The following is a 22,394-nucleotide window of genomic DNA, read 5'->3' as shown; positions in this document are numbered from 1 at the left end:
TCCTCCGTCAGATTCGTTCGATGATCGTCGCGTTGGCCATGCCGCCGCCTTCGCACATGGTCTGCAGGCCGTACCGACCGCCCGTGTGCTCCAGGTAGGTCAGCATCGAGGCCAGAAGTCGACCGCCGGACGCTCCGAGGGGATGCCCGAGCGCGATCGCGCCGCCTGCGGGGTTCAAGCGCTCGGGGTCGGTGTCGAAGTGGCTCTGCCACAGCAACGGAACCGGCGCGAACGCTTCGTTGACCTCGTACGCGTCGATCCGGTCGAGCGTCAGACCCGACTTGGCGAGAATCTTCTCGGTTGCCGGAATCGGACCGGTCAGCATCAGGAGCGGATCACTACCTGCGACGCTGAAGCTGTGGAACCGAGCGCGGGGGGTCAACCCGAGCGCCGACGCCTTCTCCTCGCTCATGATGAGGGCCGCCGACGCGCCGTCGGTCAGTGGCGAGGAGTTTCCGGCGGTGATCGACCAGTCGATCTCCGGGAACCGGGCGGACATCTCGTCGGTGCGGAACACCGGACGAAGCGATGCCAACGACTCTGCGGTAGTGGACGATCGGACGGTCTCGTCGACGCTCACCAATACGTCGTTTCCTGATGCGTCCGTGGTCCTGACGGGCACGATCTGATCTGTCTGCAGACGTTCGGCTGCCCCGGCCGCCAGCCGGTGCGAACGGGCAGCATATGCGTCCAGTTCCTCGCGATCGAACTTCCACCGCGCTGCGATCAGTTCGGCTCCGATGCCCTGTGACACGAGCCCGTCGGGAAATCGCGCCTTCAGCGGGCCCACGGTGGGATCGGCTCCGCCGACGTTCGAGAACATCGGGGCTCGGCTCATCGACTCGACGCCGCAGGCGATCACGATGTCGTATGAACCCGCCGCAACTCCCTGAGCGGCGAATGCTGCGGCCTGCTGGCTGGATCCGCACTGGCGGTCGATGGTCGTGGCCGGTACGGATTCGGGGAATCCGGCAGCCAGAACCGCGGTACGGGCGATGTTCACGGCTTGCTCACCGGACTGAGTGACGCACCCCGCGATGACGTCGTCGACGAGGGCCGGATCGAGATCGTGCTTGCGAACCAGCTCTGCCAACAAGTCGGCGAGAAGGGTGGCTGGGTGGACCGATGACAGCGAGCCGCCGGGCTTGCCCTTGCCCGACGGTGTGCGGATGACGTCGACTATCACAGCTGTTCTCATGTGAATGAATTCCTCGCTCGGGTGAAGGAGATATCAGAAACCGAGAAGCTCGGACACGTAGCGCCGAGCTCTGGATGCATCGAAAGACCGTGCGATTTGCATCTTTTCGGCCTCGGCCGAACCTTCTGCGTGGGTAGCGAGTACCGCCTGGTACCCACCCCAGCTTCCAGTGCACAGATCGCCGATCAGATTGATCAGCCGAAGTCGTTGTTCGGCCGGAACTGCTGCCGCGAAGTACTTCTCGAGGACCTTGCGGGTGTCGGGGTCCGCCCAGTCACCCGCGCCGGGACCTGTGGCCACCAATCCGCCTGCGAGATCGAGAACAGCTGCGGTCGCCGCATGGAATCCGTGTGCGAAGTGGTACTTGGCCATGTTCACCGAGAGTGGGTCGGGCAGCTGAACGCCGTTGTCGCCCTGCGTGGATCGGATCGCGGCGAGCTGGCCGAAGCCTCGAACGGTCTCGGTGTACGAGATCAGCTCCGTCAACTTGCTTTTCACGTGACCGGCCTTGGAGATTCCGTTGGCCTCCGCGATCATCGTCGCCGATCCGACGAGCAGGTCGAGCAGAGGCAACTTGTAGTGGATAGCCGTGTATCGGTGGTAGTCGACGAAGGCGATCGCGAGCGGACCTGCCAGTTCGGGTTGCCGAGCGAGAAACACGCGGTTCTTCGGGACCCGAACGTCGTCGAAGACGGTCAGGCTCTCCAAAAGCTTGTGCTTCGACGAGAGGGGGTGGGTGAATTCGTCCCTGTCGCCGTGCAGATAGGGCGAGACGTACAGGGTGAGCCCGGGTGTATCCACAGGCACGGCGAAGCTGAGTGCATAATCCGCGTCCGCGGGACCCATGGCGCGTGTGGGCAGGACCAGGATTTCGTCGGCATTCGCGGAGAAGGAGGTGTGCACTTTCGCGCCGCGAACTGTGATCGTGTCGGCGTCCTCGTCGACGATGCGGAGGTACAGGTCGGGATCGGCCTGTTGATGTGGAGCGAGCATACGGTCGCCCTTGACGTCGGTCTGCGCGACCGCGATGGCGACGTCGTTCGCGCAGCAGTGCTCGTAGAACGACTTTGCGTTCTCCAGCCCCTCACCGGACAGAGCCCGCAGGAGACCGAACAACGCGTCGCTACCGACCTCTTTCAAGACGATCGTGCCGGTCCCGAGTGTGCACACACTTTCGATCAGTCTCCCGCGGCGCTCGATGTCCTCGGCGGTGCGTGGCACGCGATAGAAGGCGGTGTACGGTCCCTGCCCGTCGTCGGCGATGGCGAGATCGGGTTCCAGTTCCGCGATGTCGTACGCAAGCCCCGAGTGAGAGATCGCCGTGTCGAACTCCGGGAACGTCGTGACGTCGTCGATCTTCCGGCCCTGGTACACGACGTTGCGGCCGTCGCGCAGGCCCTCGCGATACTGACTTGCTGTGCGAATGCCCATCCATGCAGCCTCTCGGGTCGTGACACGTGAACGGCACACGACTACCTGATTTCGAGGACCGTTCAATCGCTCGATTTTGTTCAGCTTGGCAGAGCCTTGCTCGAGTGTCAACGAATTGGGTGCGCCGGGTGAACGAATAGCCCTCCCACACTTGAACATCAAGCAGTCGTCGGTTCGATCGGCGACGGCGTTTCCCGGTTCGCCGGCTCACTTCGTTGGTAGGGTTTGAACGATCGAACGATAACCGTTCAGCGAAAGGAAAGCCATGTATCCCGGGGCCCACGTAGCGACCCAGCCGAACAAACCTGCTGTCGTCATGGCCGAATCCGGCGACACAGTGACCTTTGCCGAACTGGAATCCCAGTCCGTCCGCATTGCTCGGTATCTGCACGACGCCGGACTTCGCGAAGGCGACCACATCGCGCTCGTCAGCGACAACACGGCCAGGGTGTTCGAGGTGTACTGGGCTGCACTCCGGTCGGGCCTGTACATCACTGCGGTCAACCGCCATCTCACCCCCGCCGAGATGGCGTACATAATCGATGACTGCGGAGCACGCGCCGTCATCACGTCCGCTGCACTCGGAGACACCGCGACAACGGTGTCCGACTTGGTCGAGGGCGTGGACATCCGCCTGACCTTCGGGGGTACGGTTCCGGGCTTCGACGACCTCGACGACGCAATCGTCGGCCTGTCGGACGAGCCTCCCGCCGATCAACCCCGCGGCGCGGACATGCTCTATTCCTCGGGAACCACCGGTAAGCCCAAAGGTATCGAGCCGTCACTTCCGAATCGGCAGATCGAAGAACCCGGTGACACGATGGCCACGTTGGCGTCGACGATCTGGAGTGTGGATTCGGACACTGTCTATCTCTCGCCTGCACCGCTTTACCACGCCGCTCCTCTTCGTACTGCCGCTGCGGTGCAGGCTCTCGGCGGAACCGTCGTCGTGATGGGGAAATTCGATGCCGAGCGCGCGCTGTCCTACATCGAGAAGTTCGCAGTGACTCACAGCCAGTGGGTGCCCACCATGTTCGTACGCATGCTGAAACTTCCCGACGAGGTAAGGGCGAAGTACGACTTGTCGACACTGCAGGTGGCCATCCATGCGGCGGCGCCGTGCCCGGTCGAGGTCAAACGAGCCATGATCGAGTGGTGGGGGCCGATTCTCGTCGAGTACTACTCCTCCACCGAACTGGCCGGATTGACGAGCATCACGTCCGCCGAGTGGCTGAGGAAGCCCGGTTCGGTCGGTCAGGACGGGTTTCTGGGCAACGTGCGCATCTGTGGCCCCGACGGCCAGGTCCTGCCTCCCGGTGAGATCGGCGACGTCTACTTCGAGCGAGACGTCATGCCGTTCGCGTACCACAACGACCCGGCCAAGACGAAGAGCGCACAGCACCCGCAGCACGAGAACTGGTCCACTACCGGGGACGTCGGCTACCTGGACGCGGATCGCTACCTGTTTCTCACCGACCGAGCAACGTTCATGATCATCTCCGGTGGAGTGAACATCTACCCACAGGAAATCGAAAACGTTCTCGCGTCGCATCCGAGCATCCTCGACGTTGCTGTGATCGGAGTGCCCGATCCGGAGATGGGCGAGCAGGTGCTCGCCGTCGTCCAATTGCTACCGGGCGTCGAATCCTCCGACGAACTGGCCGAGTCGATCCTGATCGTGGCGCGAGATTCATTGGCACGGTACAAGGTGCCACGCCACGTTGTGTTCACCTCGAAACTTCCGCGTACACCGACGGGCAAGCTCGTGAAGGGAGAACTGAGGGGCAAGTACGACAACGTCGTACTCGGTTGATCCGAATGCTTCCACCCGACGAGCCCCCACCCGCGCACGCTGGTCTGATTGCGTCGTTGCCCGGACCCGCTCTTGCTCACGAAGTAAATGTATGCCCATAATGTGAGTGACAGTGTGGCACGTCACAGCCGAGATCTCTCATGACGCCACTCACAACTCGTGGGAAGACCAACCGATGTCCGACATGTGGATCGTGCTCAACACCGCCATAGCAGTACTGGCGGTCGTTGTCTTCATCGTTCGCTTTCGTTTCAACCCCGTCGTTTCGCTGGTTCTCGGCGCCGCCTATCTCGGCCTCGCGACCAAGCTGGGCGTGGACAAGACGGTCGACACCATCGCCGGCGGGTTCGGCGAGATCATGGCCGAAGTCGGCCTCCTCATCGCTTTCGGAGTCCTCATGGGCTCCGTGCTTCAGGAGATGAACGCAATTCAACGGCTGGTGGGCACGCTGCTGCGTACCTTCGGCCCGAAGCGAATGCCGTACGCCTTGTCGCTCACGATCGCGACCGTACTTCAATCCATTTTCCTCGATGTACTTCTCGTCATCTCTGCACCGCTCGCCCGCAACCTCGGGCCGAAGATCGGCAAGTACGGCACCGCCCGGATGGCCACGGCGCTGGCCATCGCACTCGAGTGCGGCATCGTGTTCATGGTTCCTGGCGTCGCCGCCCTCGCCCTCGCCGGCCTGCTGGGTGTGCCTCTCGGCAAGATGATGATCTACGGACTCATCCTCATCGTCCCCGTCGTCGTACTCTCGGTTGCCATCATGTCGTTCGTCTTCCGCCACGGCTGGTGGAACGAGGAGAAGGACGAGGAGCAGGTCGCGGTCATCGACGAGACGGTCGGACCGGTGGACGGTGCCGACTCGGACGACGAGCTGGGTGGAACGGCTGCCACGGAAGGTACCGGTACGTCGAGCGAAAGCACTTCCGCCGGCGGCGGTTCGGCTGCTGTCGGTGTCGCGGAGAAGGTGCGCCAGGAGAAGCAGACTCGCCTTGTCGTGCTGCTCTCGCCGCTGCTTCTTGCGCTCGTCCTGATCGCCACCGGTGCGGTCTTCGAGGTCGCCGAGCTCTCGCAGCCCATTGTCGAGTTCGTGGCCAGCCCGGTCATCGCTCTCCTCTTCGGCCTGGTCGGAACGTGCCTCATCGGCCGCTACCACGTAGGCCAGCAGCGCGTCGAGAAGGCACTTGCCCGAGGATTCGCCGAAAGCGGACAGATCCTCATCCTCACCGGTGTCGGTGGATCGTTGGCAGCAGTCATCAACGAAGCAGGACTGGGCGAGATCCTGGGTCGGTACTTCACCGCGAGCACCGCAGCGCCACTCCTGATGGTGTGGGTCATCGCCGCTGCACTGCACATCGCAGTCGGCTCCGTGACGATCTCCGCCATCACCTCGGCCGGAATCCTCGCCCCTGTCGCTCCGCTGATCGGACTCGACCCCGTCTTCATCGCCCTTGCGGCAGGCGCCGGTTCGTTGTTCGCGGTTCACGTCACGAGCAACACCTTCTGGCTTCTGCAGTCGCTGATGGGACAGACAACCCGCGGAACACTCAAGACGTGCTCCGTCGGCGTGTCCGTCGCCTCCGTGATCGCCCTCCTGCTGATCATGCCGATGAGCCTCGTACTGTGAGCGCCCACACGACCCCCACAGACCGTGCACCCGACGAGAATGCAGGGCAGAGTACCGAAAGGAACACCATGACCGACCGAGATCTACCACTGAGCGGGGTACGGGTGCTCGAACTCGGCAACTACATCGCCGCACCGACCGCAGCCCGTATGCTGGCCGATTTCGGCGCCGAGGTGATCAAGGTCGAGCGACCGGACACCGGCGACGAGCTCCGCAACTGGCGCCTGTACTCGGGCACCACCTCGATGCTCTACCGCACCATCAATCGCAACAAGAAATCCATCGTTCTCGATCTTCGCACCGACCAAGGTCGACAGGACGTCATCGATCTCGCCGCGAAGTGCGACATCGTGCTGGAGAACTTCCGTCCGGGGACACTGGAGAAATGGGGGATCTCGCCGGAGGTTCTCAGTCGGAAGAACCCCGACCTCATCGTCACCCGAATCTCCGCGTTCGGACAGACAGGCCCCATGTCCGAGCGCCCCGGATTCGCCGCAGTCGCCGAAGCGTACGGAGGTTTCCGCAACCTCGTCGGCGATCCGGACCGGCCACCGGTGCGCGTCGGAGTCTCGATCGGAGACTCGATCGCAGGCCTGTACGCGGCGTTCGGCTGCGTCATGGCCCTGTTCCAACGTCAGACTGCGAAATCCGCCCTGTCCCTGACACAGCGGTCCATCGACGTGGCACTGAACGAATCCATTCTGTCGATGATGGAATCGCTGATTCCGGACTATCTTGCCTACGGAGTCGAACGCGAACGCGTCGGAGGCCGCATGGAGGGTATTGCCCCGTCGAACGCGTACCCGTGCAACGACGGTCACTCCATCATCATCGCGGGCAACGGTGACGCTATCTTCCAGCGCTACATGGAGACGATCGATCGGCCCGACCTGGGCGCAGATCCCGATCTCCAGACCAACGCCGGTAGATGGAAGCGTCGCGACGAGCTGGACGCCGCGATCAGCGCCTGGACCGGGCTCCACTCACGCGACGACGCGCTGATGCTCCTCGACGCAGCCGGCGTTCCGTCCGGCCCGATCTACACCGCCGCCGATGTCGTGGCCGACGCGCAATACAACGCGCGCAACATGATTCAGAACTTTCGGGTCGACACCGGTGAGAGCGAGCCGACAAACGTGGGTTTCGTGGGCATCGTCCCTGTCATCGGCGGCACCTCGCTGCCGATTCGATCCGTCGGCCCCGAACTCGGTGAACACACTGCAGAAGTACTCAAAGACCTCCTGGGTAGAGAAAACGAAGAGATCGGCGCCTGATGTACCAGTTCACTCCAACAGCGCAACTACGAGACGTCACGTTGCGCGACGGGCTCCAGCTGACAGGCAAACTGTTGTCCGTCGCACGGAAGCTCGACATCACCCGCCAGCTCATTGCTCTGGGCGTGCCGGAGATCGAATTGGGCTCTCTCGCCAGGCCGGACAAGGTTCCCCCCATGGCGGGAACGCTCGAACTCATCGGCGAACTCACGCCCGAAGAACTGGAGCGATGCTGGGTGTGGGTCGCCACGCCACGGCACGTCGAGAAGGCGGCGGCGGCCGGCGCGCGCAACTTCCAGTACTGCCTGTCGGCGTCCGATGCGCACAACCAGGCCAACATCGGCCGTTCGACAGAGACGTCCATCGCCGCGATGCCCGATGCCACCGCGATCGCCGAGTCGGTCGGCGGCAAGATCGAGCTGTGTATCGCAACGTCGTTCACGTGCCCGTTCGACGGCCACGTTCCGGAGGATCGTGTTCTGTCCATCGCCAACGACGACAGAACGGCCGGTTCGGTCGACATCGTCATCTGCGACACTCTCGGACAGGCTGTCCCCACCCAAGTGACGTCGCTCGTCGAGCGGGTCGCTGCCGAGTCCCCGCAGCGCCGCATCGTCTATCACGGTCATGACACATGGGGTCTCGGAGTGGCGAACACACTCGCCGCGATCACTGCAGGGGCCACTCTGGTCGACGGGTCCCTCGGTGGTCTGGGAGGGTGCCCGTTCGCACCCGGCGCGAGCGGAAACACCTCGACGGAGGACATCCTCTTCGCGACTCGCCCGGACTGGTTCGACCCCGATAAACTGGCCACCATGGTCGAGCTATCGGAGAATCTGCTTGCCGAGCTCGGTGAACCCATGCGGTCCAAGACGGTGCAGGGTGCACGCTCGAGCCGCAGCGACCGTTCGGAAGGCACCGGATCCGTCAACCCGTTCGAGTGGGTCGTATGAGCAAGATTCTCGTCACGACGCCTATCCCCACTCCCGGGATGGACATTCTCGCTGCGGCCGGTGAGGTCGAGGTGCTCGCACTCGATCACGCGGGGCTCGTCGAGAGATGCGCGTCGGGTGAGTACTCGGTAGTCGTATCCCAACTTCGCGACAGATTCGACGCCGAGTTGCTGGAATCGGCCAAGCTCACCGGAATATCGAATTACGCAGTCGGATTCGACAACATCGACGTGGCAGCGGCAACGGCACGCGGCATCACCGTCGGAAACACTCCTGGTGTGCTGACCGACTCCACCGCAGACATCGCGTTGCTTCTGATGCTGTCGACGGCACGCCGCGCAGTGGAGGCGGACAGCCTCGTGCGATCCGGAGGCTTCACCGGCTGGGCCCCTGAGTTCATGCTCGGCACGGACGTGTCCGGGCGGGTTCTCGGCCTCGCCGGTTTCGGCCGGATTGCGCGCGCGACGGCACGGCGCGCACTCGGTTTCGGTATGCAGGTCAAGTTCTGCCCACGTCCGCCGTCGGATCGAGACGTCAGCGACGCCGAACTCGGTGAATTCGCGGGCCGCGTCGAGCATGTCACGTGGGACGAGCTGGTGACGACGAGTGATTTTCTGTCCCTTCACGTTCCGCTGACCGACGCGACGCATCACCTCGTGGACGCCGACGTGATGAAGGCGATGAAGGACTCGGCGATTCTGGTCAATACAGCTCGTGGTCCCGTTGTGGACGAGACCGCGCTCGTGGAGGCGCTCGGTAACCGAACGATCGCCGCTGCAGGACTGGACGTGTTCGAACGCGAGCCGGCTCTGGCGCCGGGTCTCGCGGAGCTCCCGAACGCCGTACTACTCCCCCATGTAGGTAGCGCGACGGTATCGGTGCGGTCGGAGATGGCCAGGTTGTGCGCCGAGAACGCCGCCGCGATGGTCAGCGGCGTCCTTCCTCCGCATCCGGTCAACCCCGATGCGTGGCCTCACGCCGGGTAGCGACCACCGAGAGTTCGGGTGATCTGCTCGGCGTGCGAGACCAGCAGATCCACCCACTCCTCGCATTTCGACAGGGGCATCCGGAGAGTGGGTCCGCTGATCAACACGGCCCCGATGATGTCGGCCGCGGAATTGAACACCGGCGCCGACAATCCGGATGCTCCTGTGTCTCGCTCGCCAGTCGTGATCGCGTAACCGTCGGATCTGGTCTTCCGCAGCAATTCCCGAAGAACGTCGGGTTCGGTCACCGTCAGATCCGTCACCGGTTGAAGATCCTGTGCCAGGATCTCTTCCGCCAAGTCGTCGTCGTACGCGAGAAGCACGCGTCCCGCCGAGCCCGCGTTCAGCGGAGCGATCTTGCCTACGTACATGTCTCGCCGGAGCGGATGTCGCGTTTCCGCCAACGCCACACAGACCCGATAGTGCTGTTCGGCCCGAAAGAAGCACGTGGTCTCCGTTGTCTCGTCACGTAGGTTCTTGAGAATCGGGGTGACGATGGACAGAACATCGAGATCTTTGGCTGCAGTGGCGGCCCAATAGGACATCCTCACGCCGATCCGAATTCGGTCGCCGCTTCGATCGAGAAACCCTTGTTGCACCAGGTTGGTGACAAGACGCTGAACGGTCGACGTCGGAAGACCGGTGGCCTGCTGAATTTCACCGAGCGTCAGCGACGGACGATCGAAGGAGAAAGCGTCGAGGATTTCGGTGATCTTGCCCAGAACGAGCAAGGGTTGCTGCTTGGATCCCGAGGAGTTGTCCGTGCTCACAATTCAAATGTATCCCGATATGCCTACGGTCCGACACATCCGAATCGCAGTAGCGGTCCGCATTCGTGCGCCTCACCCGTCGATTCCCAGCGCCCCGGTGGCCATTCCCCGCAGCAGTGGGCGCACGTTCTTGGATCGTGTGCGCCCCGCACTGTACGGAGTCGAGTTGATCAACCCGAAGACTGCGTGAGCTTGTGTACGAGCATCGATTTCGCTGAGCGCCTCGTCGTGGACCCTCAGTTGCGCAACCCACAGCTCCACGTACTCGCGCTGCATCCGACGCACCTTGCGCCGGGCTGCATCCGGGAGGTTCTGCAGGTCGCGGTCCTGGATTCGGATGAGGGCCGGAGATTCGAAGGCGAAGTCCAGATGAAATTCGATGAGGTCGTTCAGGACCTCACGACCTGCAGGCTGACGGTTCGCTACTCGCCTTCCGCCCTCGAGCAGGTACTCCGAAATACCGACGAGCAGCTCCACGAGTACGGACTCCTTGTTGGGGAAGTGCCGGTAGACGGCCGGCCCACTGACCCCGACTGCTGCGCCGAGATCTTCGAGTCGCACGGATGCGAAACCGCGGTCGGCGAACAGTTCGGCGGCCGCAGAAAGCAACTGCGCGCGCCGTTCTGCCTTACGGCGTTCACGTAGCGTTTCCGGTTTGGACTCGCCGACCACAGTCTGTTCCGTCACTGATTCCTCTCCCCCATCCTGGACAACTCGGTTAATCCTAGTTTACTATCATTCCAGTTATTTCTAGTTAACTGAAATCAATCGCTTCGCACGATCGGACCGAAGGCGCGCACCATATGGCACATGAACCGACCGCGAGCAGGGCAGAACACCAGCTCCTCACCGCCGAACTCGCCGAACGCCTGGCCGGCGCCGCGCTCGGCGGTAGCGAGAAGTCGAGAGAACGCCACGTTGCCCGAGGCAAGCTGCTCCCCCGCGACCGCGTGAACGAGCTGCTCGACCCGGGCAGCCCCTTCCTCGAGATCGCTCCGCTCGCAGCCAACGGCCTGTACGACGACGAATGCCCGGGCGCAGGGGTCATTGCGGGAATCGGCAGGGTGTCGGGGCGTGAGTGTGTCGTGATCGCCAACGACGCAACGGTCAAGGGCGGCACCTACTACCCGATGACGGTGAAGAAGCACTTGCGCGCTCAGGAGATTGCACTGCAGAACACGCTGCCGTGCGTTTATCTGGTCGATTCCGGCGGTGCGTTCCTTCCCCGCCAGGACGAGGTGTTTCCTGACCGCGACCACTTCGGCCGCATCTTCTTCAATCAGGCCACCATGAGCGCCAAAGGAATTGCGCAGATCGCTGCGGTGATGGGGTCGTGCACCGCCGGCGGCGCGTACGTTCCGGCCATGAGCGACGAGGCCGTCATCGTCAGGAATCAGGGAACCATTTTTCTCGGTGGTCCGCCCTTGGTGAAGGCTGCCACCGGAGAGATCGTCACGGCCGAGGAGCTCGGCGGCGGTGACGTGCATTCGAAGATCTCCGGCGTCACCGACCACCTGGCCGAGGACGATCGCGACGCCCTGGACCGAGTGCGGAAGATCGTCTCGACGCTCGGGCCTCGCACGCCGTGCCCGTGGGACGTCGCTCCGTCCCGTGAACCGATCGCAGACCAGCACGAGTTGTACGACGTGGTCCCCACCGACCCCCGAACTCCGTACGACGTGCGGGAAGTGATCACCCGAGTCGTCGACGCAGGTGAGTTCGACGAGTTCAAGGCCGAATACGGTAAGACACTCGTCACCGGCTTCGCGCACATCCACGGTCATCCCGTCGGTATCGTCGCCAACAACGGTGTTCTCTTTTCCGAGTCGGCAATGAAGGGCGCCCACTTCATCGAGCTCTGCGACAAGCGCAGCGTCCCACTTGTGTTCCTGCAGAACCTCTCCGGCTTCATGGTCGGGCGCGACTACGAGGCGGGTGGAATCGCCAAACACGGTGCCAAAATGGTGACTGCCGTCGCGTGTGCCCGCGTTCCGAAGTTGACCGTCGTGATCGGTGGATCGTACGGTGCAGGCAACTACTCGATGTGCGGGCGCGCCTACTCTCCCCGCTTCCTGTTCATGTGGCCCAACGCGCGCATTTCGGTCATGGGCGGCGAGCAGGCCGCGTCGGTGTTGGCGACCGTACGCAGCGACCAACTCGACGCGGCGGGCAAGCCCTGGTCGGAAGAAGATCAGGAGTCGTTCAAAGCGCCGATTCGCGCCCAGTACGAGACACAGGGCAACCCGTACTACTCGACGGCCAGGCTGTGGGACGACGGAATAATCGACCCGGCCGACACCAGAACTGTTCTCGGACTGGCATTGTCGGCGTGCGCCAACGCACCGCTCGAACCGGTCTCCTACGGCGTTTTCAGGATGTGAGACAAATGGTCGAAAGAATCGATACCGTACTGATCGCGAACCGCGGTGAGATCGCAGTCCGCGTGGCTCGAACCCTGCGCACGATGGGAATCACCTCCGTTGCTGTCTACAGCGATGCGGACGCAGGAGCTCGGCACGTCACCGAGGCCGATACCGCCGTACGCATCGGACCAGCTGCAGCGAAGGACAGTTATCTGTCGATCCGCAACGTGATCGAGGCAGCCGAACGCACAGGCGCCCAGGCGATTCATCCTGGCTACGGTTTCCTCTCCGAGAACGCGGAGTTCGCAGCCGCGTGCGCGGAGGCCGACATCGCATTCCTCGGGCCATCGGCCACGGCCATCGCCGCGATGGGCGACAAGATCACGGCAAAGGACGCCGTCACCGAGTTCGGGGTCCCAGTCGTTCCGGGCATCTCGCGGCCCGGGTTGACCGACGCCGATTTGATCTCCGGCGCCGACGAGATCGGCTTCCCGGTGCTGGTCAAACCGTCGGCAGGCGGAGGCGGAAAAGGAATGAGGCTGGTCGAACGAGCAGAAGATCTGCCGGCCGCCCTGGCCAGCGCGCGCCGTGAGGCTGCGTCGTCGTTCGGCGACGACACGCTGTTCCTCGAGCGGTTCGTCCTCCGGCCCAGACATATCGAGGTGCAAATTCTGGCGGACCAGTACGGCAACGTCGTTCATCTCGGGGAACGCGAGTGCAGCCTGCAACGCCGTCACCAGAAGGTGATCGAGGAAGCGCCGTCGCCACTACTCGACCCGCAGACCCGCGCCCGTATCGGCGAAGCGGCGTGCAACACGGCCCGCAGCGTCGACTACACCGGCGCAGGAACTGTCGAATTCATCGTCTCCGCAGACAGCCCCGACGAGTTCTTCTTCATGGAGATGAACACCCGCTTGCAGGTCGAGCACCCGGTCACGGAGATGGTGACCGGACTCGATCTCGTCGAATGGCAAGTTCGTATTGCTGCAGGTGAGGTACTGACTCTGCAGCAGAACGACATCGTTCTCACCGGTCACGCGATCGAGACCCGCGTGTACGCGGAGGATCCTGGCCGCGGCTTTCTTCCCACCGGTGGCACCGTCGTCGGGCTCCGTGAACCCGGTGGTGACGGGGTTCGGGTCGATTCCTCGCTCGCCGTCGGCACCGAGGTGGGAAGCGCCTACGACCCGATGGTGTCGAAGGTGATTGCGTACGGGCCCGATCGAGCTACCGCCCTGCGCACACTCGATCGTGCGTTGTCGGAGACGGCCGTACTGGGCGTCGTCACCAACATCGAGTTCGCCCGATTCCTGCTTGCCGACGACGACGTTCGAGCGGGCACGCTCGACACCGGTCTGTTGGACCGCCGACTGGAAGATTTCACTCCTGAGTCCGTGCCGGATCAGGCGCTGATCGCGGCTGCAGCCGTCTCCTGGCTCGAGACGTGGACCGGCGCCGGGTCCGACATCTGGTCGTCCCCGACCGGATGGCGGGTGGGCGAGCACGCGCCGTTCACTGTGCGATTGTCCACAGGCGAAGCGGCAGTGCACGTCTCGATCACCGGTGTTCCTGGATCGGCGAAGGTCGCCGTCGGCGATGGGCCATCCAGGCCCCTGCACGCCGAAGTACGAACGGACACCATCGTGACCGTCGTCGACGGGCACCGTGTGACTGCGCGATTCGCCCACGCCGAGAATGCGACCTGGATTTCAAGTTCACGCGGAACCTGGTCGATTTCGACGGTGTCCGAGCCGAGTGTTCGCGCCGAGGAAGCCCACTCGGACGACGCCGAGATCCTCAGCCCGATGCCCGGTTCGGTCATCGCAGTCGAGGTCATTGCCGGTGACGTCGTGACCGCAGGAACCGCCATCGTCGTCGTGGAGGCGATGAAGATGGAACACACCCTGACCACCCCGGTCGACGGAACCGTCGAACTCGCGGTGTCGGTCGGTGACCAGGTTCAGGTCGACCAAGTTCTCGCCCGCATCACTCCCAACGAAGATTCAGAGGTGCAATCGTGACCGACTACCTGTCGTCGTCGTCCTTGCCGGACGAGTATCGCCAACTCAGAGACTCGGTAGCCGATTTCGCGAAGACGGTCGTCGCGCCGGTGTCGGCGAAACACGACGAGCAGCACTCGTTTCCGTACGACGTCGTGGCGAAGATGGGCGACATGGGCTTGTTCGGGCTTCCGTTTCCCGAGCAGTACGGCGGCATGGGCGGCGACTACTTCGCGCTCTGCCTTGCCCTCGAGGAGCTCGGCAAGGTCGATCAGAGCGTCGCGATGACTCTCGAAGCAGGGGTGTCCCTCGGAGCGATGCCCGTGTTCCGATTCGGAAACGACGCGCAGAAACAACAGTGGTTGCCGAAATTGACCACGGGTAGGGCGCTGGCGGCCTTCGGTCTCACCGAGCCGGGAGCGGGCAGCGATGCCGGCGGCACCAAGACCACCGCGAAACGCGACGGCGGTGACTGGATCATCAACGGCAGCAAGCAGTTCATCACCAATTCGGGAACCGAGATCTCCGAGCTGGTGACGGTGACCGCGGTGACCGGGACCGACGAGGCGACAGGCAAGAAACGCATCTCGTCGATCCTCGTGCCGACCGACACTCCGGGATTCGTCGCCGAACCCGCCTACAACAAGGTCGGGTGGAACGCGTCGGACACACATCCGTTGAGCTTCACCGACGTCCGCGTACCCGAGGAGAACCTGCTCGGGGACGAGGGGCGCGGGTACGCGAACTTCCTGCAGATCCTCGATGAAGGCCGTATCGCCATCGCTGCCGTGTCCGTCGGTGCGGCACAGGGATGTGTCGACGAGAGCGTCAAGTATGCGAAGGAGCGCGAGGCCTTCGGCGCACCGATCGGACGCAATCAGGCGATTTCGTTCAAGATCGCGCGGATGGAAGCGCGTGCACACACCGCCCGTACCGCGTACTACGACGCCGCCGCACTGATGCTGGCAGGTAAACCGTTCAAGAAAGCAGCGTCGATCGCCAAGCTCGTCGCCTCCGAGGCTGCGATGGACAATGCCCGAGACGCGACGCAGATCCACGGTGGATACGGATTCATGAACGAGTACGTCGTGGCTCGGCATTATCGGGACAGCAAGATCCTCGAGATCGGCGAAGGAACGACCGAGGTCCAATTGATGTTGATCGCGCGGGGGCTGGGGCTGTGAGCGGGAGAACTATTCGGCAGCGAGGCCTGTGGTTCGAGGAAATGGAGGTCGGCGTCACCTACGAGCATCGGCCCGGCCGAACCGTCACCGAAGCGGACAACACGCTGTTCACGACCCAGACGATGAACACTCAGGCACTGCATCTCGACGCCGCGTACAGCGAGAGCACATCGTTCGGTGAGCGGTTGGTCAATTCGATGTTCACGGTGTCCACTGTCGTGGGCCTGTCCGTCGCACAGCTGACCCAAGGCACCATCGTGGCAAATCTCGGATTCTCCGAGGTGACGTTCCCCAAGCCGCTGTTCCACGGTGACACGCTGTACGCCGAGACTTCGATCTCGGACAAGCGTGAGTCCAAGAGCCGGCCCGGCGAGGGCATCGTCACGTTCACGCATACCGGGCGAAACCAGCACGGCGACGTCGTCGTGGTCGCTGTCCGCAAGACACTGGTTCGGATGAAGCCGGCCACGGACTCACTCTCGGAGGATCGTTCATGAACTGGGTGCCGCCCGGTCCGGCCTGGTTGTTCTGCCCAGCGGATCGACCGGAACGGTTCGAGAAAGCGGCTGCGCGCGCAGACGTCGTCATCCTGGACCTCGAGGACGGCGTTGCACCGGCGGACAAGGCTGCGGCACGCGAAGCACTGGTTGCCGCCCCACTCGACCCGGCCAGGACGATCGTCAGAGTCAACGCGCACGGCACCGACGACTGCACTGCGGATCTCACAGCACTGGACAGAACCGACTACACCCACGTGATGCTGCCCAAATGCGAGAGTCCGCAGGACGTAGCGGCCTTGGCTCCCCGCGATGTGATCGCGTTGTTCGAGTCACCCACCGGCGCCGTCGAATGCCACCGTGCGCTGGGCGCCGAGAACGCTGTCGGTGCGATGTGGGGAGCCGAGGACCTCATCGCTGCTCTGGGCGGCAGCTCCAGCCGGTTACCGGACCGGTCGTATCGAACTGTGGCGCAGCATGTCCGGTCGCAGGTTCTACTCGCCGCGAAGGCGCGCGGCTTGTTCGCGCTCGACTCGGTGTATCTGGACATCCCCGATCTCGACGGTCTGCGTGAGGAGGCGGACGACGCCGTTGCGGTGGGTTTCGACGGCAAGGTCGCCATCCATCCCAGTCACGTCCCGGTGATTCGCAGCGCCTTCGCGCCGACGGACGACGAGATCGACTGGGCAGAGCGAGTTCTGGGCGCCGTACAGTCGAACCGCGGTGTGTTCAGCCTGGACGGCAAGATGGTCGACGCGCCAGTGCTCACCCATGCTCGACGAATCCTGGCGCGTCGTTCTCCGTTCTCGTAGCGACGGCGCGTAGAAGAGCAGGGGTAGACGATTGCCCGACGGGGTAAAGACTGTCGGTGCCGGAACTACCCGAAGTCGAGAACGCCAGACAGGTCGTCGAGAAGGCGCTCGGTCGCGTCATCGTGGAGATCGACGACGCCGATACGTTCGAGTGCCGACCCCATCCCCCAGGCGAGATCGCGCAAGCGCTCACCGGCGGTGTGCTTACCGAAGCGTGTCGCCGCGGCAAAGCGATGTGGTGCGAGACCGAACTCGCCGACGGTTCGGAGGGCCCGACTCTCGGAATACACCTCGGCATGGGCGGGCGCATCATCGTCACAGCACCGGACGGTGAGCAAACGTCCCGGTACGGCGGCGGCGATCCCCATGTGGGCGAACGTGACACCGACAAACCCGAGTGGACTCGGTTCGCGATCACCTTCGACGACGGCGGCCAGCTCCGTCTGTTCGACAAGCGCCGGCTCGGCCGCGTACGGCTCGAACCCGACATCGACGCGCTCGGTCCGGATGCCGCCGAGATAACCCGCGACGACTTTCGGCACCGCATCGGGATGAGCGCAGCACCGCTCAAAGCCCGCTTACTGGATCAGGCTGCGGTATCGGGGATCGGCAATCTTCTCGCCGACGAGGTCCTGTGGCAGAGCGAGATCTCACCGTCACGCCGCGCCAAGACCCTGACGACCGACGAGCTCGACGAACTCCGGGTGGTTCTGCGCCGTGCGATCAGGTCCGCTATAAAGAAAGGCGGAGTACACACCGGTGAGATCATCCCGTTCCGCAAGAAGGATGCGACGTGTCCTCGCTGCGGCGCACCGATGTCTCGCGGAACCGTCGGCGGCCGTACGACGTGGTGGTGCTCCCGCGAGCAGCGGTGACAAACTGATCATCGTCCCCACGCAGTCGAGTCGACGCTCAGCCCCGCCCCATGTACGGCATCCGGTTCGCCATGATCGTCATCGTCGGGACGTTCACGTCCAACGGCAGATCCACGAGATGCACGACGGTGTCGGCGACGTGCACCGAATCGAATGTCGGTTCCGGGCGGGTGGTTCCGTCTGCTTGCCGCGCTGCGTGTGCGATCCCCGCGGTCATGTCGGTCGCGGCATTTCCGATGTCGATCTGGCTGCAGCAGATGTCGAAGGCACGACCGTCGAGCGCGATCGATTTGGTCAGCCCGGACACGCCGTGCTTCGTTGCGGTGTAAGCGACGCTTTCGGGGCGCGGTGTGTGTGCCGAAATCGAGCCGTTGTTGATGATCCGGCCACCTCGCGGGTCCTGGACCTTCATGATGCGCACGGCTTCGCGCGCGCAGAGGAACGCCCCGGTGAGGTTCGTGGCGACGGTATGAGACCACGCTGCGGGATCGACCTCGTCGATGCTGCCGGGCGGCCCGAAGGTACCTGCGTTGTTCACGAGGACGTCCAGTCTTCCGAAGTCCGTGAACACGCCCTGGAACAAGCGATGGACTGAATCCGGAACGGACACATCGCATTCGCGAACGTCGGCGCGGTCGTGTCCTTCGGCCACCTCGTCGAGAGTCGCTCGCGTCCTGCCCACCAGCACCACCCGATGACCGACGCCGAGCAAGGCGGTTGCCATGGCTCGCCCCAGCCCGGATCCAGCGCCGGTCACGACGATCACACGCGGCACACGTCCCACTTCGGTCACCATCAGACCATTCCATCACGCCGGACCGGCGGCGTGAGCGTCCTAGGAAGAAACGCAACCCCTCGCTCACACCGCGCGCGGTCGGGGCTCCTTCGGTCGTGCCTGCATGTATGTCCCGGGCGAAACACCGACGAGTTCGGTGAACTCCCGGGTGAAGTGAGCTTGGTCGAACCAGCCGTACCGAGCTGCCAGGTCAGCCAGAGACCCTGCATAGCCGTTGTCCAGATCCGTCACCGCGTCGTGAATGCGGTAGCGCGCGAGGACCCACTTGGGCGGCGCGCCGACAAGTCTTTCGAACAATCGCTGCAGCCGCCGCGCTGCGATTCCGCACCGCTCTTCGACCTGCTGCACTCTGATCAGCTCTCGGTCGTGCAGCATCACCTCGACGACGTCGAGGACTGTCGAGTAATCCGGTTCGACGTCCCGAACGTAAGGGCGAAGCACGGCGTCCATATGCGATCGACACTCGTCCGGTGCGAGATGAGCACCCAGAGTCGCCAACGACTCGACGGTGGCCGGCAAGAACGCGATGGGAGGCGCGACTGGTACGTCGCGCAGCTCTCGGGCACGAGTGCCGGTGAACGCCGCGAATCCTCCCGGGCGAAACTTGGCACCGAACACCCATCCGGAACCGGCCAGCCGTACGTCGAATCTCCTGGTGAGTACTCCTGTGACGACAACGGAATCAGTGACTCCCTCACGCACATGCCCGCGTTCGACGCTCAGGGTGCATGCCGGGTGTGGAAGCGTCGAGCTCCGGAACGACGTTCCCGACGGCAGATCCCAGCGCAACAGCCAATAGTTCTCGATGTATGGAGACAGGGGCGCCGAGCAGGGCAGCCGGGCAAGTTCGACGTGGCGCGCGAGTTCAGCGGGTCGCAGAACACCCGCAGTCGTCGCTGTCGCATTTTTCCTATCCGCCACAGGGAGCAGTCTAGGAGGCTGTGACGACACCGTTCGTCAGGAGAGAACATGAACCCCACGCCCGTAGCAACACTGAAGATGGTCACCCTGGACTGCACTGACCCCGAGGCAAGTGCGAAATTCTGGTCGTCCCTGCTCGGATGGGACGTGGTGCACGCCGAGAGGGACTACGCGATGGTGGCCGGACCCAGTAACGCGTTGGGGTTCGGGCGTGTCGAGGACTACGAGCCTCCGCAGTGGCCCAACCAGCACGGCAGCAAACAGTTCCACTTCGATCTCGCCGTTGCCGATTTGGACGAGGCAGCGAGCGCGGCCGTCGAACTCGGCGCGACCCTGCCCGACGAACAACCGGGAAACACCTGGCGCGTGCTGCTCGACCCGTCCGGCCATCCGTTCTGTCTGACGAATGCCGACAGCTGGGGATGATCCGTTCGGCCGGCCACGCGTCGGCTGCTATCGGACCACCTCGTTGGTTTGCCCGCCGCATCCGCTCGAGGTGCTGAGGAACTAGCCGAAGGTCGCCGTGACACGTCCGATTCCGGCGATCTCCGCGGTGTACGTCGACCCGGGGTTCACCGTGACGACAGGACCGAGCGAGCCGGTCAGAATCACGTCGCCTGACCGGAGTCGCGATCCGTGCTCGAGGCTGGTTCTCGCGATCCACGACAACGCACTCCACGGGCTTTCGAATGCGTCCCATCCGTATTCACCGAAGACTCGCTCGCCGTCTTCCGTCATGACCACCGCGGTGTCGACAAGACCGTTCGTGTCGACCGGACGCACTGCATCTCCGAGGACGTACAGCCCGGACGACGCATTGTCTGCAATGCTGTCGGCGACACTGATGTCCCAGCTCGCAATTCGGCTGTCCAGGATCTCGAAGGACGCGCACACCTGCGAGACGAATTGCGGTGCTTGCGTTGCGGAGACCGGTTCCGATATGTCTGCAGAGAGAACGAGTGCGATCTCAGGTTCGATCCGCGGCTGCATCAAACGCCCGAGGTCGATCACCGCATCGGCACTGACGTCGAAGTCGTCGAGCAGGACACCGAAGTCGGGCTGATCCACACCGAATTGCGTCTGAACTGCGCGCGACGTCAGGCCGATTTTACGTCCCGCTACTGTTCGACCCGCCGTCAAGCGCGCACCGATGTTTCGAGCCTGCACCCTGTAGGCCGCATCGAGGTCAGCACTACCGATCAGGTCGCGCACCGGCGCGCACGGGGTACGGGTCGCCCCTGCCGACGAGAGCCTGTCGGCAGCTTCACTGATCACGTTCTGTTCCACGATAGTCATGAATCGAACCTAGTAGCCGTAATCATCGATACGTAGGGTTCGATCCGCTCAACGGGACGAAAACATCTGTGCACCGGTTGTTCTCGAAACTCCATCGCAAGCAATCGATCGTGCTCCGGCCGTCAGACCTGAATCGTGTTCGACTTTTCGATCTTCGAACTGTCCAGTTCGATGCCGAATCCTGATCGTCGGGGAATGTCCACACTCCCGCCGATCGCCACCGGTGGATCGATCTCGAAGAAATGCCGTAGCGGAACGATATTGACCAGATATTCGACCTTCGGGCACACGATAGGCGACTGACTGGCAGCCACATGCAATGCCGCGTGAATGTTGTGGCCGTGCGCAATCATCGGAATGGCATGAAGCTCTGCCATTGCGCAAATCCGAACGAGCTCGGTGACACCCCCACACCATTCCGGATCCGACTGCACCACAGCGAGAATCCCATCGTTCAGATAGGGCACCAGATCGTTTCGATCGTACAAATGCTCACCCGCAGCCAGGGGTACCGAGGTTGCCCTGTGCAGTTCCGCATATGCGGCGAAGTGGCTCGGCAGGAACGGTTCCTCGAGCCAGGTTGGATGCAAGTCCTCGACTCGGCGTGTCCACGCCTTGGCGTAGGCCAGGTCCCATCCGCGGAACACGTCGAACATCATGTCCGCCTCGTCGCCGATCGAACGCCTCACCGAGCGGGCTACGTCGACGTTTCTACGCAGACCTTGCTCACCGTCGGACGGGCCGTCACCCAGGAACCATTTCTGGCCTTCGAACCCCTCCCCCTTGGCCCACCTGACCTGCTCCACGACCGAGTCCTCGTCCAGAGGGGTGCCCAGCATGCTGGCGTAGGCCGGAATGGATTCGCGCGCGGAACCACCGAGCAATTGCCAGACCGGCGCGTCGAACACCCTGCCGCGCAGATCCCACAGAGCGTTGTCGACGGCGCTCATCGCCATCTTGAAATGTCCATGGCGCGCGTGCCGGTCCACTCGATCCAGCGCGTCCCATGTGACGGTGACCGCCAGCGCGTCACGCCCGATAAGGCGTGGACCTATCTGCGCAATCAGCGGTGCCACGACTTCCGCATCGATCGGTCCGTAGATTCCTTCGACTCCTGCATCGGTGCCTATTCGAAGGTATCGGGCTGTCATCGAACCACCTGCACCGAACGGATTTTTCGGAAAGGTACGGAATTCAGGATAGATCCGGGCGGCATTGACCTGCGCCGGCCATCGACGATCCGGGTCGGCCGGAGACGGTCCGGTGACCTCGACGATCTGGACACTCGTAATCACGATCTTCTTCAACACAATCTCCGTTGACTTCTATTGTTTCGAACGCGCTTTTCGACCCTAGTGGAACTGAATCGGGGTACTACCGAATCTTTACCGCCCGTGTTCGACGGCCATCCTCAGCTCGGTGAAAGCAGGGCAGTCGGCGCCGCGTCAGGGCCGTCGACTAGTTCCTCGAATTCATTGATCGCATCGATGTCGTTCCCCATAGCGATGTTGGTGACGCGTTCGAGGATGATTTCCACGACGACCGGGACTTTGTGTTCCGAGGCGAGGGTTCGGGCACGGCGGAGTGCGTCGCCG

20 protein-coding genes and 1 pseudogene are annotated in these 22,394 nt (G+C 63.2%); 12 read left to right on the top strand and 9 right to left on the bottom strand.

Annotated elements, in window-relative coordinates; translation table 11 throughout:
* Positions 1-7: 7 nt before the first annotated feature.
* Together CH293_RS11945 and CH293_RS11940 are read right to left on the bottom strand one after the other, a co-directional pair.
* A complete protein-coding gene (locus CH293_RS11945) occupies positions 8-1,198 on the bottom strand; it encodes a thiolase family protein (RefSeq protein WP_094720341.1) in 1,191 nt (396 codons plus the stop codon).
* A gap of 33 nt (positions 1,199-1,231) precedes the next feature.
* Positions 1,232-2,629 (bottom strand): 4-hydroxyphenylacetate 3-hydroxylase N-terminal domain-containing protein, encoded by a 1,398-nt coding sequence (locus tag CH293_RS11940; RefSeq protein ID WP_094720359.1) that lies wholly within the window; start codon positions 2,627-2,629, stop codon positions 1,232-1,234.
* Positions 2,630-2,894: 265 nt separating this feature from the next.
* Here CH293_RS11940 and CH293_RS11935 point away from each other — a divergent pair, with 265 nt between their 5' ends.
* From CH293_RS11935 to CH293_RS11915, 5 genes are all read left to right on the top strand, one after another.
* A complete protein-coding gene (locus CH293_RS11935) occupies positions 2,895-4,442 on the top strand; it encodes an acyl-CoA synthetase (protein WP_094720340.1) in 1,548 nt (515 codons plus the stop codon).
* A 175-nt stretch (positions 4,443-4,617) separates the two neighbouring features.
* The gene (locus tag CH293_RS11930) at positions 4,618-6,072 is read left to right on the top strand and encodes a GntP family permease (protein WP_094720358.1); all 1,455 of its coding nucleotides are present in this window, start codon (positions 4,618-4,620) and stop codon (positions 6,070-6,072) included.
* A gap of 68 nt (positions 6,073-6,140) precedes the next feature.
* Positions 6,141-7,346 (top strand): CaiB/BaiF CoA-transferase family protein, encoded by a 1,206-nt coding sequence (locus tag CH293_RS11925; RefSeq protein ID WP_094720357.1) that lies wholly within the window; start codon positions 6,141-6,143, stop codon positions 7,344-7,346.
* A complete protein-coding gene (locus CH293_RS11920) occupies positions 7,346-8,299 on the top strand; it encodes a hydroxymethylglutaryl-CoA lyase (RefSeq protein ID WP_094720339.1) in 954 nt (317 codons plus the stop codon). Before CH293_RS11925 ends, CH293_RS11920 begins: the two co-directional genes overlap by 1 nt.
* On the top strand, positions 8,296-9,285 hold the full coding sequence (locus tag CH293_RS11915) for a D-glycerate dehydrogenase (RefSeq protein ID WP_094720338.1): 990 nt from the start codon (positions 8,296-8,298) through the stop codon (positions 9,283-9,285). Before CH293_RS11920 ends, CH293_RS11915 begins: the two co-directional genes overlap by 4 nt.
* Here the strand turns inward: CH293_RS11915 and CH293_RS11910 are convergent.
* Both CH293_RS11910 and CH293_RS11905 read right to left on the bottom strand, forming a co-directional pair.
* The gene (locus CH293_RS11910) at positions 9,273-10,055 is read right to left on the bottom strand and encodes an IclR family transcriptional regulator (RefSeq protein WP_094720337.1); all 783 of its coding nucleotides are present in this window, start codon (positions 10,053-10,055) and stop codon (positions 9,273-9,275) included. The genes CH293_RS11915 and CH293_RS11910 overlap by 13 nt on opposite strands.
* A gap of 72 nt (positions 10,056-10,127) precedes the next feature.
* Positions 10,128-10,742, bottom strand: a complete 615-nt coding sequence (locus CH293_RS11905) for a TetR/AcrR family transcriptional regulator (RefSeq protein ID WP_052059507.1) — start codon at positions 10,740-10,742, stop codon at positions 10,128-10,130.
* A gap of 116 nt (positions 10,743-10,858) precedes the next feature.
* Here CH293_RS11905 and CH293_RS11900 point away from each other — a divergent pair, with 116 nt between their 5' ends.
* The 6 genes from CH293_RS11900 to CH293_RS11875 are packed head-to-tail and all read left to right on the top strand — an operon-like array spanning position 10,859 to position 17,786.
* A complete protein-coding gene (locus CH293_RS11900; RefSeq protein WP_094720336.1) occupies positions 10,859-12,436 on the top strand; it encodes a carboxyl transferase domain-containing protein in 1,578 nt (525 codons plus the stop codon).
* A 5-nt stretch (positions 12,437-12,441) separates the two neighbouring features.
* Positions 12,442-14,439 carry an acetyl/propionyl/methylcrotonyl-CoA carboxylase subunit alpha gene (locus CH293_RS11895; protein ID WP_094720335.1) on the top strand — a complete coding sequence of 666 codons (1,998 nt, stop codon included), beginning with the start codon at positions 12,442-12,444 and terminating at the stop codon, positions 14,437-14,439.
* Entirely contained in the window at positions 14,436-15,602 is a 1,167-nt protein-coding gene (locus tag CH293_RS11890) for an acyl-CoA dehydrogenase family protein (RefSeq protein WP_037112635.1), read from the top strand. The genes CH293_RS11895 and CH293_RS11890 overlap by 4 nt, the downstream gene beginning before the upstream one ends.
* Positions 15,599-16,099 (top strand): MaoC family dehydratase, encoded by a 501-nt coding sequence (locus CH293_RS11885; protein ID WP_369597563.1) that lies wholly within the window; start codon positions 15,599-15,601, stop codon positions 16,097-16,099. The genes CH293_RS11890 and CH293_RS11885 overlap by 4 nt, the downstream gene beginning before the upstream one ends.
* The gene (locus CH293_RS11880; RefSeq protein WP_037112639.1) at positions 16,096-16,911 is read left to right on the top strand and encodes a CoA ester lyase; all 816 of its coding nucleotides are present in this window, start codon (positions 16,096-16,098) and stop codon (positions 16,909-16,911) included. Before CH293_RS11885 ends, CH293_RS11880 begins: the two co-directional genes overlap by 4 nt.
* A 56-nt stretch (positions 16,912-16,967) precedes the next feature.
* Entirely contained in the window at positions 16,968-17,786 is an 819-nt protein-coding gene (locus tag CH293_RS11875) for an Fpg/Nei family DNA glycosylase (RefSeq protein ID WP_094720333.1), read from the top strand.
* A 37-nt stretch (positions 17,787-17,823) separates the two neighbouring features.
* Here the strand turns inward: CH293_RS11875 and CH293_RS11870 are convergent, their stop codons facing one another.
* Both CH293_RS11870 and CH293_RS11865 read right to left on the bottom strand, forming a co-directional pair.
* Complete coding sequence (locus CH293_RS11870) at positions 17,824-18,582, bottom strand: SDR family oxidoreductase (protein ID WP_094720332.1); 759 nt, start codon at positions 18,580-18,582, stop codon at positions 17,824-17,826.
* A 63-nt stretch (positions 18,583-18,645) separates the two neighbouring features.
* On the bottom strand, positions 18,646-19,503 hold the full coding sequence (locus CH293_RS11865) for a helix-turn-helix transcriptional regulator (protein WP_241483901.1): 858 nt from the start codon (positions 19,501-19,503) through the stop codon (positions 18,646-18,648).
* Positions 19,504-19,551: 48 nt separating this feature from the next.
* Here CH293_RS11865 and CH293_RS11860 point away from each other — a divergent pair, with 48 nt between their 5' ends.
* Positions 19,552-19,929, top strand: coding sequence for a VOC family protein (locus tag CH293_RS11860; protein ID WP_037112643.1), 378 nt, complete (start codon positions 19,552-19,554; stop codon positions 19,927-19,929).
* Positions 19,930-20,010: 81 nt separating this feature from the next.
* Here the strand turns inward: CH293_RS11860 and CH293_RS11855 are convergent, their stop codons facing one another.
* The 3 genes and pseudogenes from CH293_RS11855 to CH293_RS11845 form a co-directional block, all read right to left on the bottom strand.
* Entirely contained in the window at positions 20,011-20,799 is a 789-nt protein-coding gene (locus tag CH293_RS11855; protein ID WP_094720331.1) for a 2-keto-4-pentenoate hydratase, read from the bottom strand.
* 122 nt (positions 20,800-20,921) lie between these two features.
* Positions 20,922-22,106 carry an enolase C-terminal domain-like protein gene (locus CH293_RS11850; RefSeq protein WP_141217171.1) on the bottom strand — a complete coding sequence of 395 codons (1,185 nt, stop codon included), beginning with the start codon at positions 22,104-22,106 and terminating at the stop codon, positions 20,922-20,924.
* Positions 22,107-22,210: 104 nt separating this feature from the next.
* Positions 22,211-22,394 (bottom strand): annotated as a pseudogene (locus tag CH293_RS11845) (glyoxylate carboligase); the annotation flags it as partial.

Origin of the sequence: Rhodococcus sp. 14-2470-1b, from assembly GCF_002259415.1 — a bacterium.
In the GTDB taxonomy this organism is placed as follows: domain Bacteria; phylum Actinomycetota; class Actinomycetes; order Mycobacteriales; family Mycobacteriaceae; genus Rhodococcoides.
The sequence above is the reverse complement of the archived record's forward strand: the minus strand, read 5'-3'. Positions and strand labels throughout refer to the sequence as shown.

Excerpts from the sequence above, each read along its gene's own strand:
- CH293_RS11945 (WP_094720341.1), bottom strand. The coding sequence starts at position 1,198 with ATGAGAACAGCTGTGATAGTCGACGTCATCCGCACACCGTCGGGCAAG.
- CH293_RS11940 (WP_094720359.1), bottom strand. The coding sequence starts at position 2,629 with ATGGGCATTCGCACAGCAAGTCAGTATCGCGAGGGCCTGCGCGACGGC.
- CH293_RS11935 (WP_094720340.1), top strand. The coding sequence starts at position 2,895 with ATGTATCCCGGGGCCCACGTAGCGACCCAGCCGAACAAACCTGCTGTC.
- CH293_RS11930 (WP_094720358.1), top strand. The coding sequence starts at position 4,618 with ATGTCCGACATGTGGATCGTGCTCAACACCGCCATAGCAGTACTGGCG.
- CH293_RS11925 (WP_094720357.1), top strand. The coding sequence starts at position 6,141 with ATGACCGACCGAGATCTACCACTGAGCGGGGTACGGGTGCTCGAACTC.
- CH293_RS11920 (WP_094720339.1), top strand. The coding sequence starts at position 7,346 with ATGTACCAGTTCACTCCAACAGCGCAACTACGAGACGTCACGTTGCGC.
- CH293_RS11915 (WP_094720338.1), top strand. The coding sequence starts at position 8,296 with ATGAGCAAGATTCTCGTCACGACGCCTATCCCCACTCCCGGGATGGAC.
- CH293_RS11900 (WP_094720336.1), top strand. The coding sequence starts at position 10,859 with ATGGCACATGAACCGACCGCGAGCAGGGCAGAACACCAGCTCCTCACC.
- CH293_RS11895 (WP_094720335.1), top strand. The coding sequence starts at position 12,442 with ATGGTCGAAAGAATCGATACCGTACTGATCGCGAACCGCGGTGAGATC.
- CH293_RS11880 (WP_037112639.1), top strand. The coding sequence starts at position 16,096 with ATGAACTGGGTGCCGCCCGGTCCGGCCTGGTTGTTCTGCCCAGCGGAT.
- CH293_RS11870 (WP_094720332.1), bottom strand. The coding sequence starts at position 18,582 with ATGGTGACCGAAGTGGGACGTGTGCCGCGTGTGATCGTCGTGACCGGC.
- CH293_RS11860 (WP_037112643.1), top strand. The coding sequence starts at position 19,552 with ATGAACCCCACGCCCGTAGCAACACTGAAGATGGTCACCCTGGACTGC.
- CH293_RS11855 (WP_094720331.1), bottom strand. The coding sequence starts at position 20,799 with ATGACTATCGTGGAACAGAACGTGATCAGTGAAGCTGCCGACAGGCTC.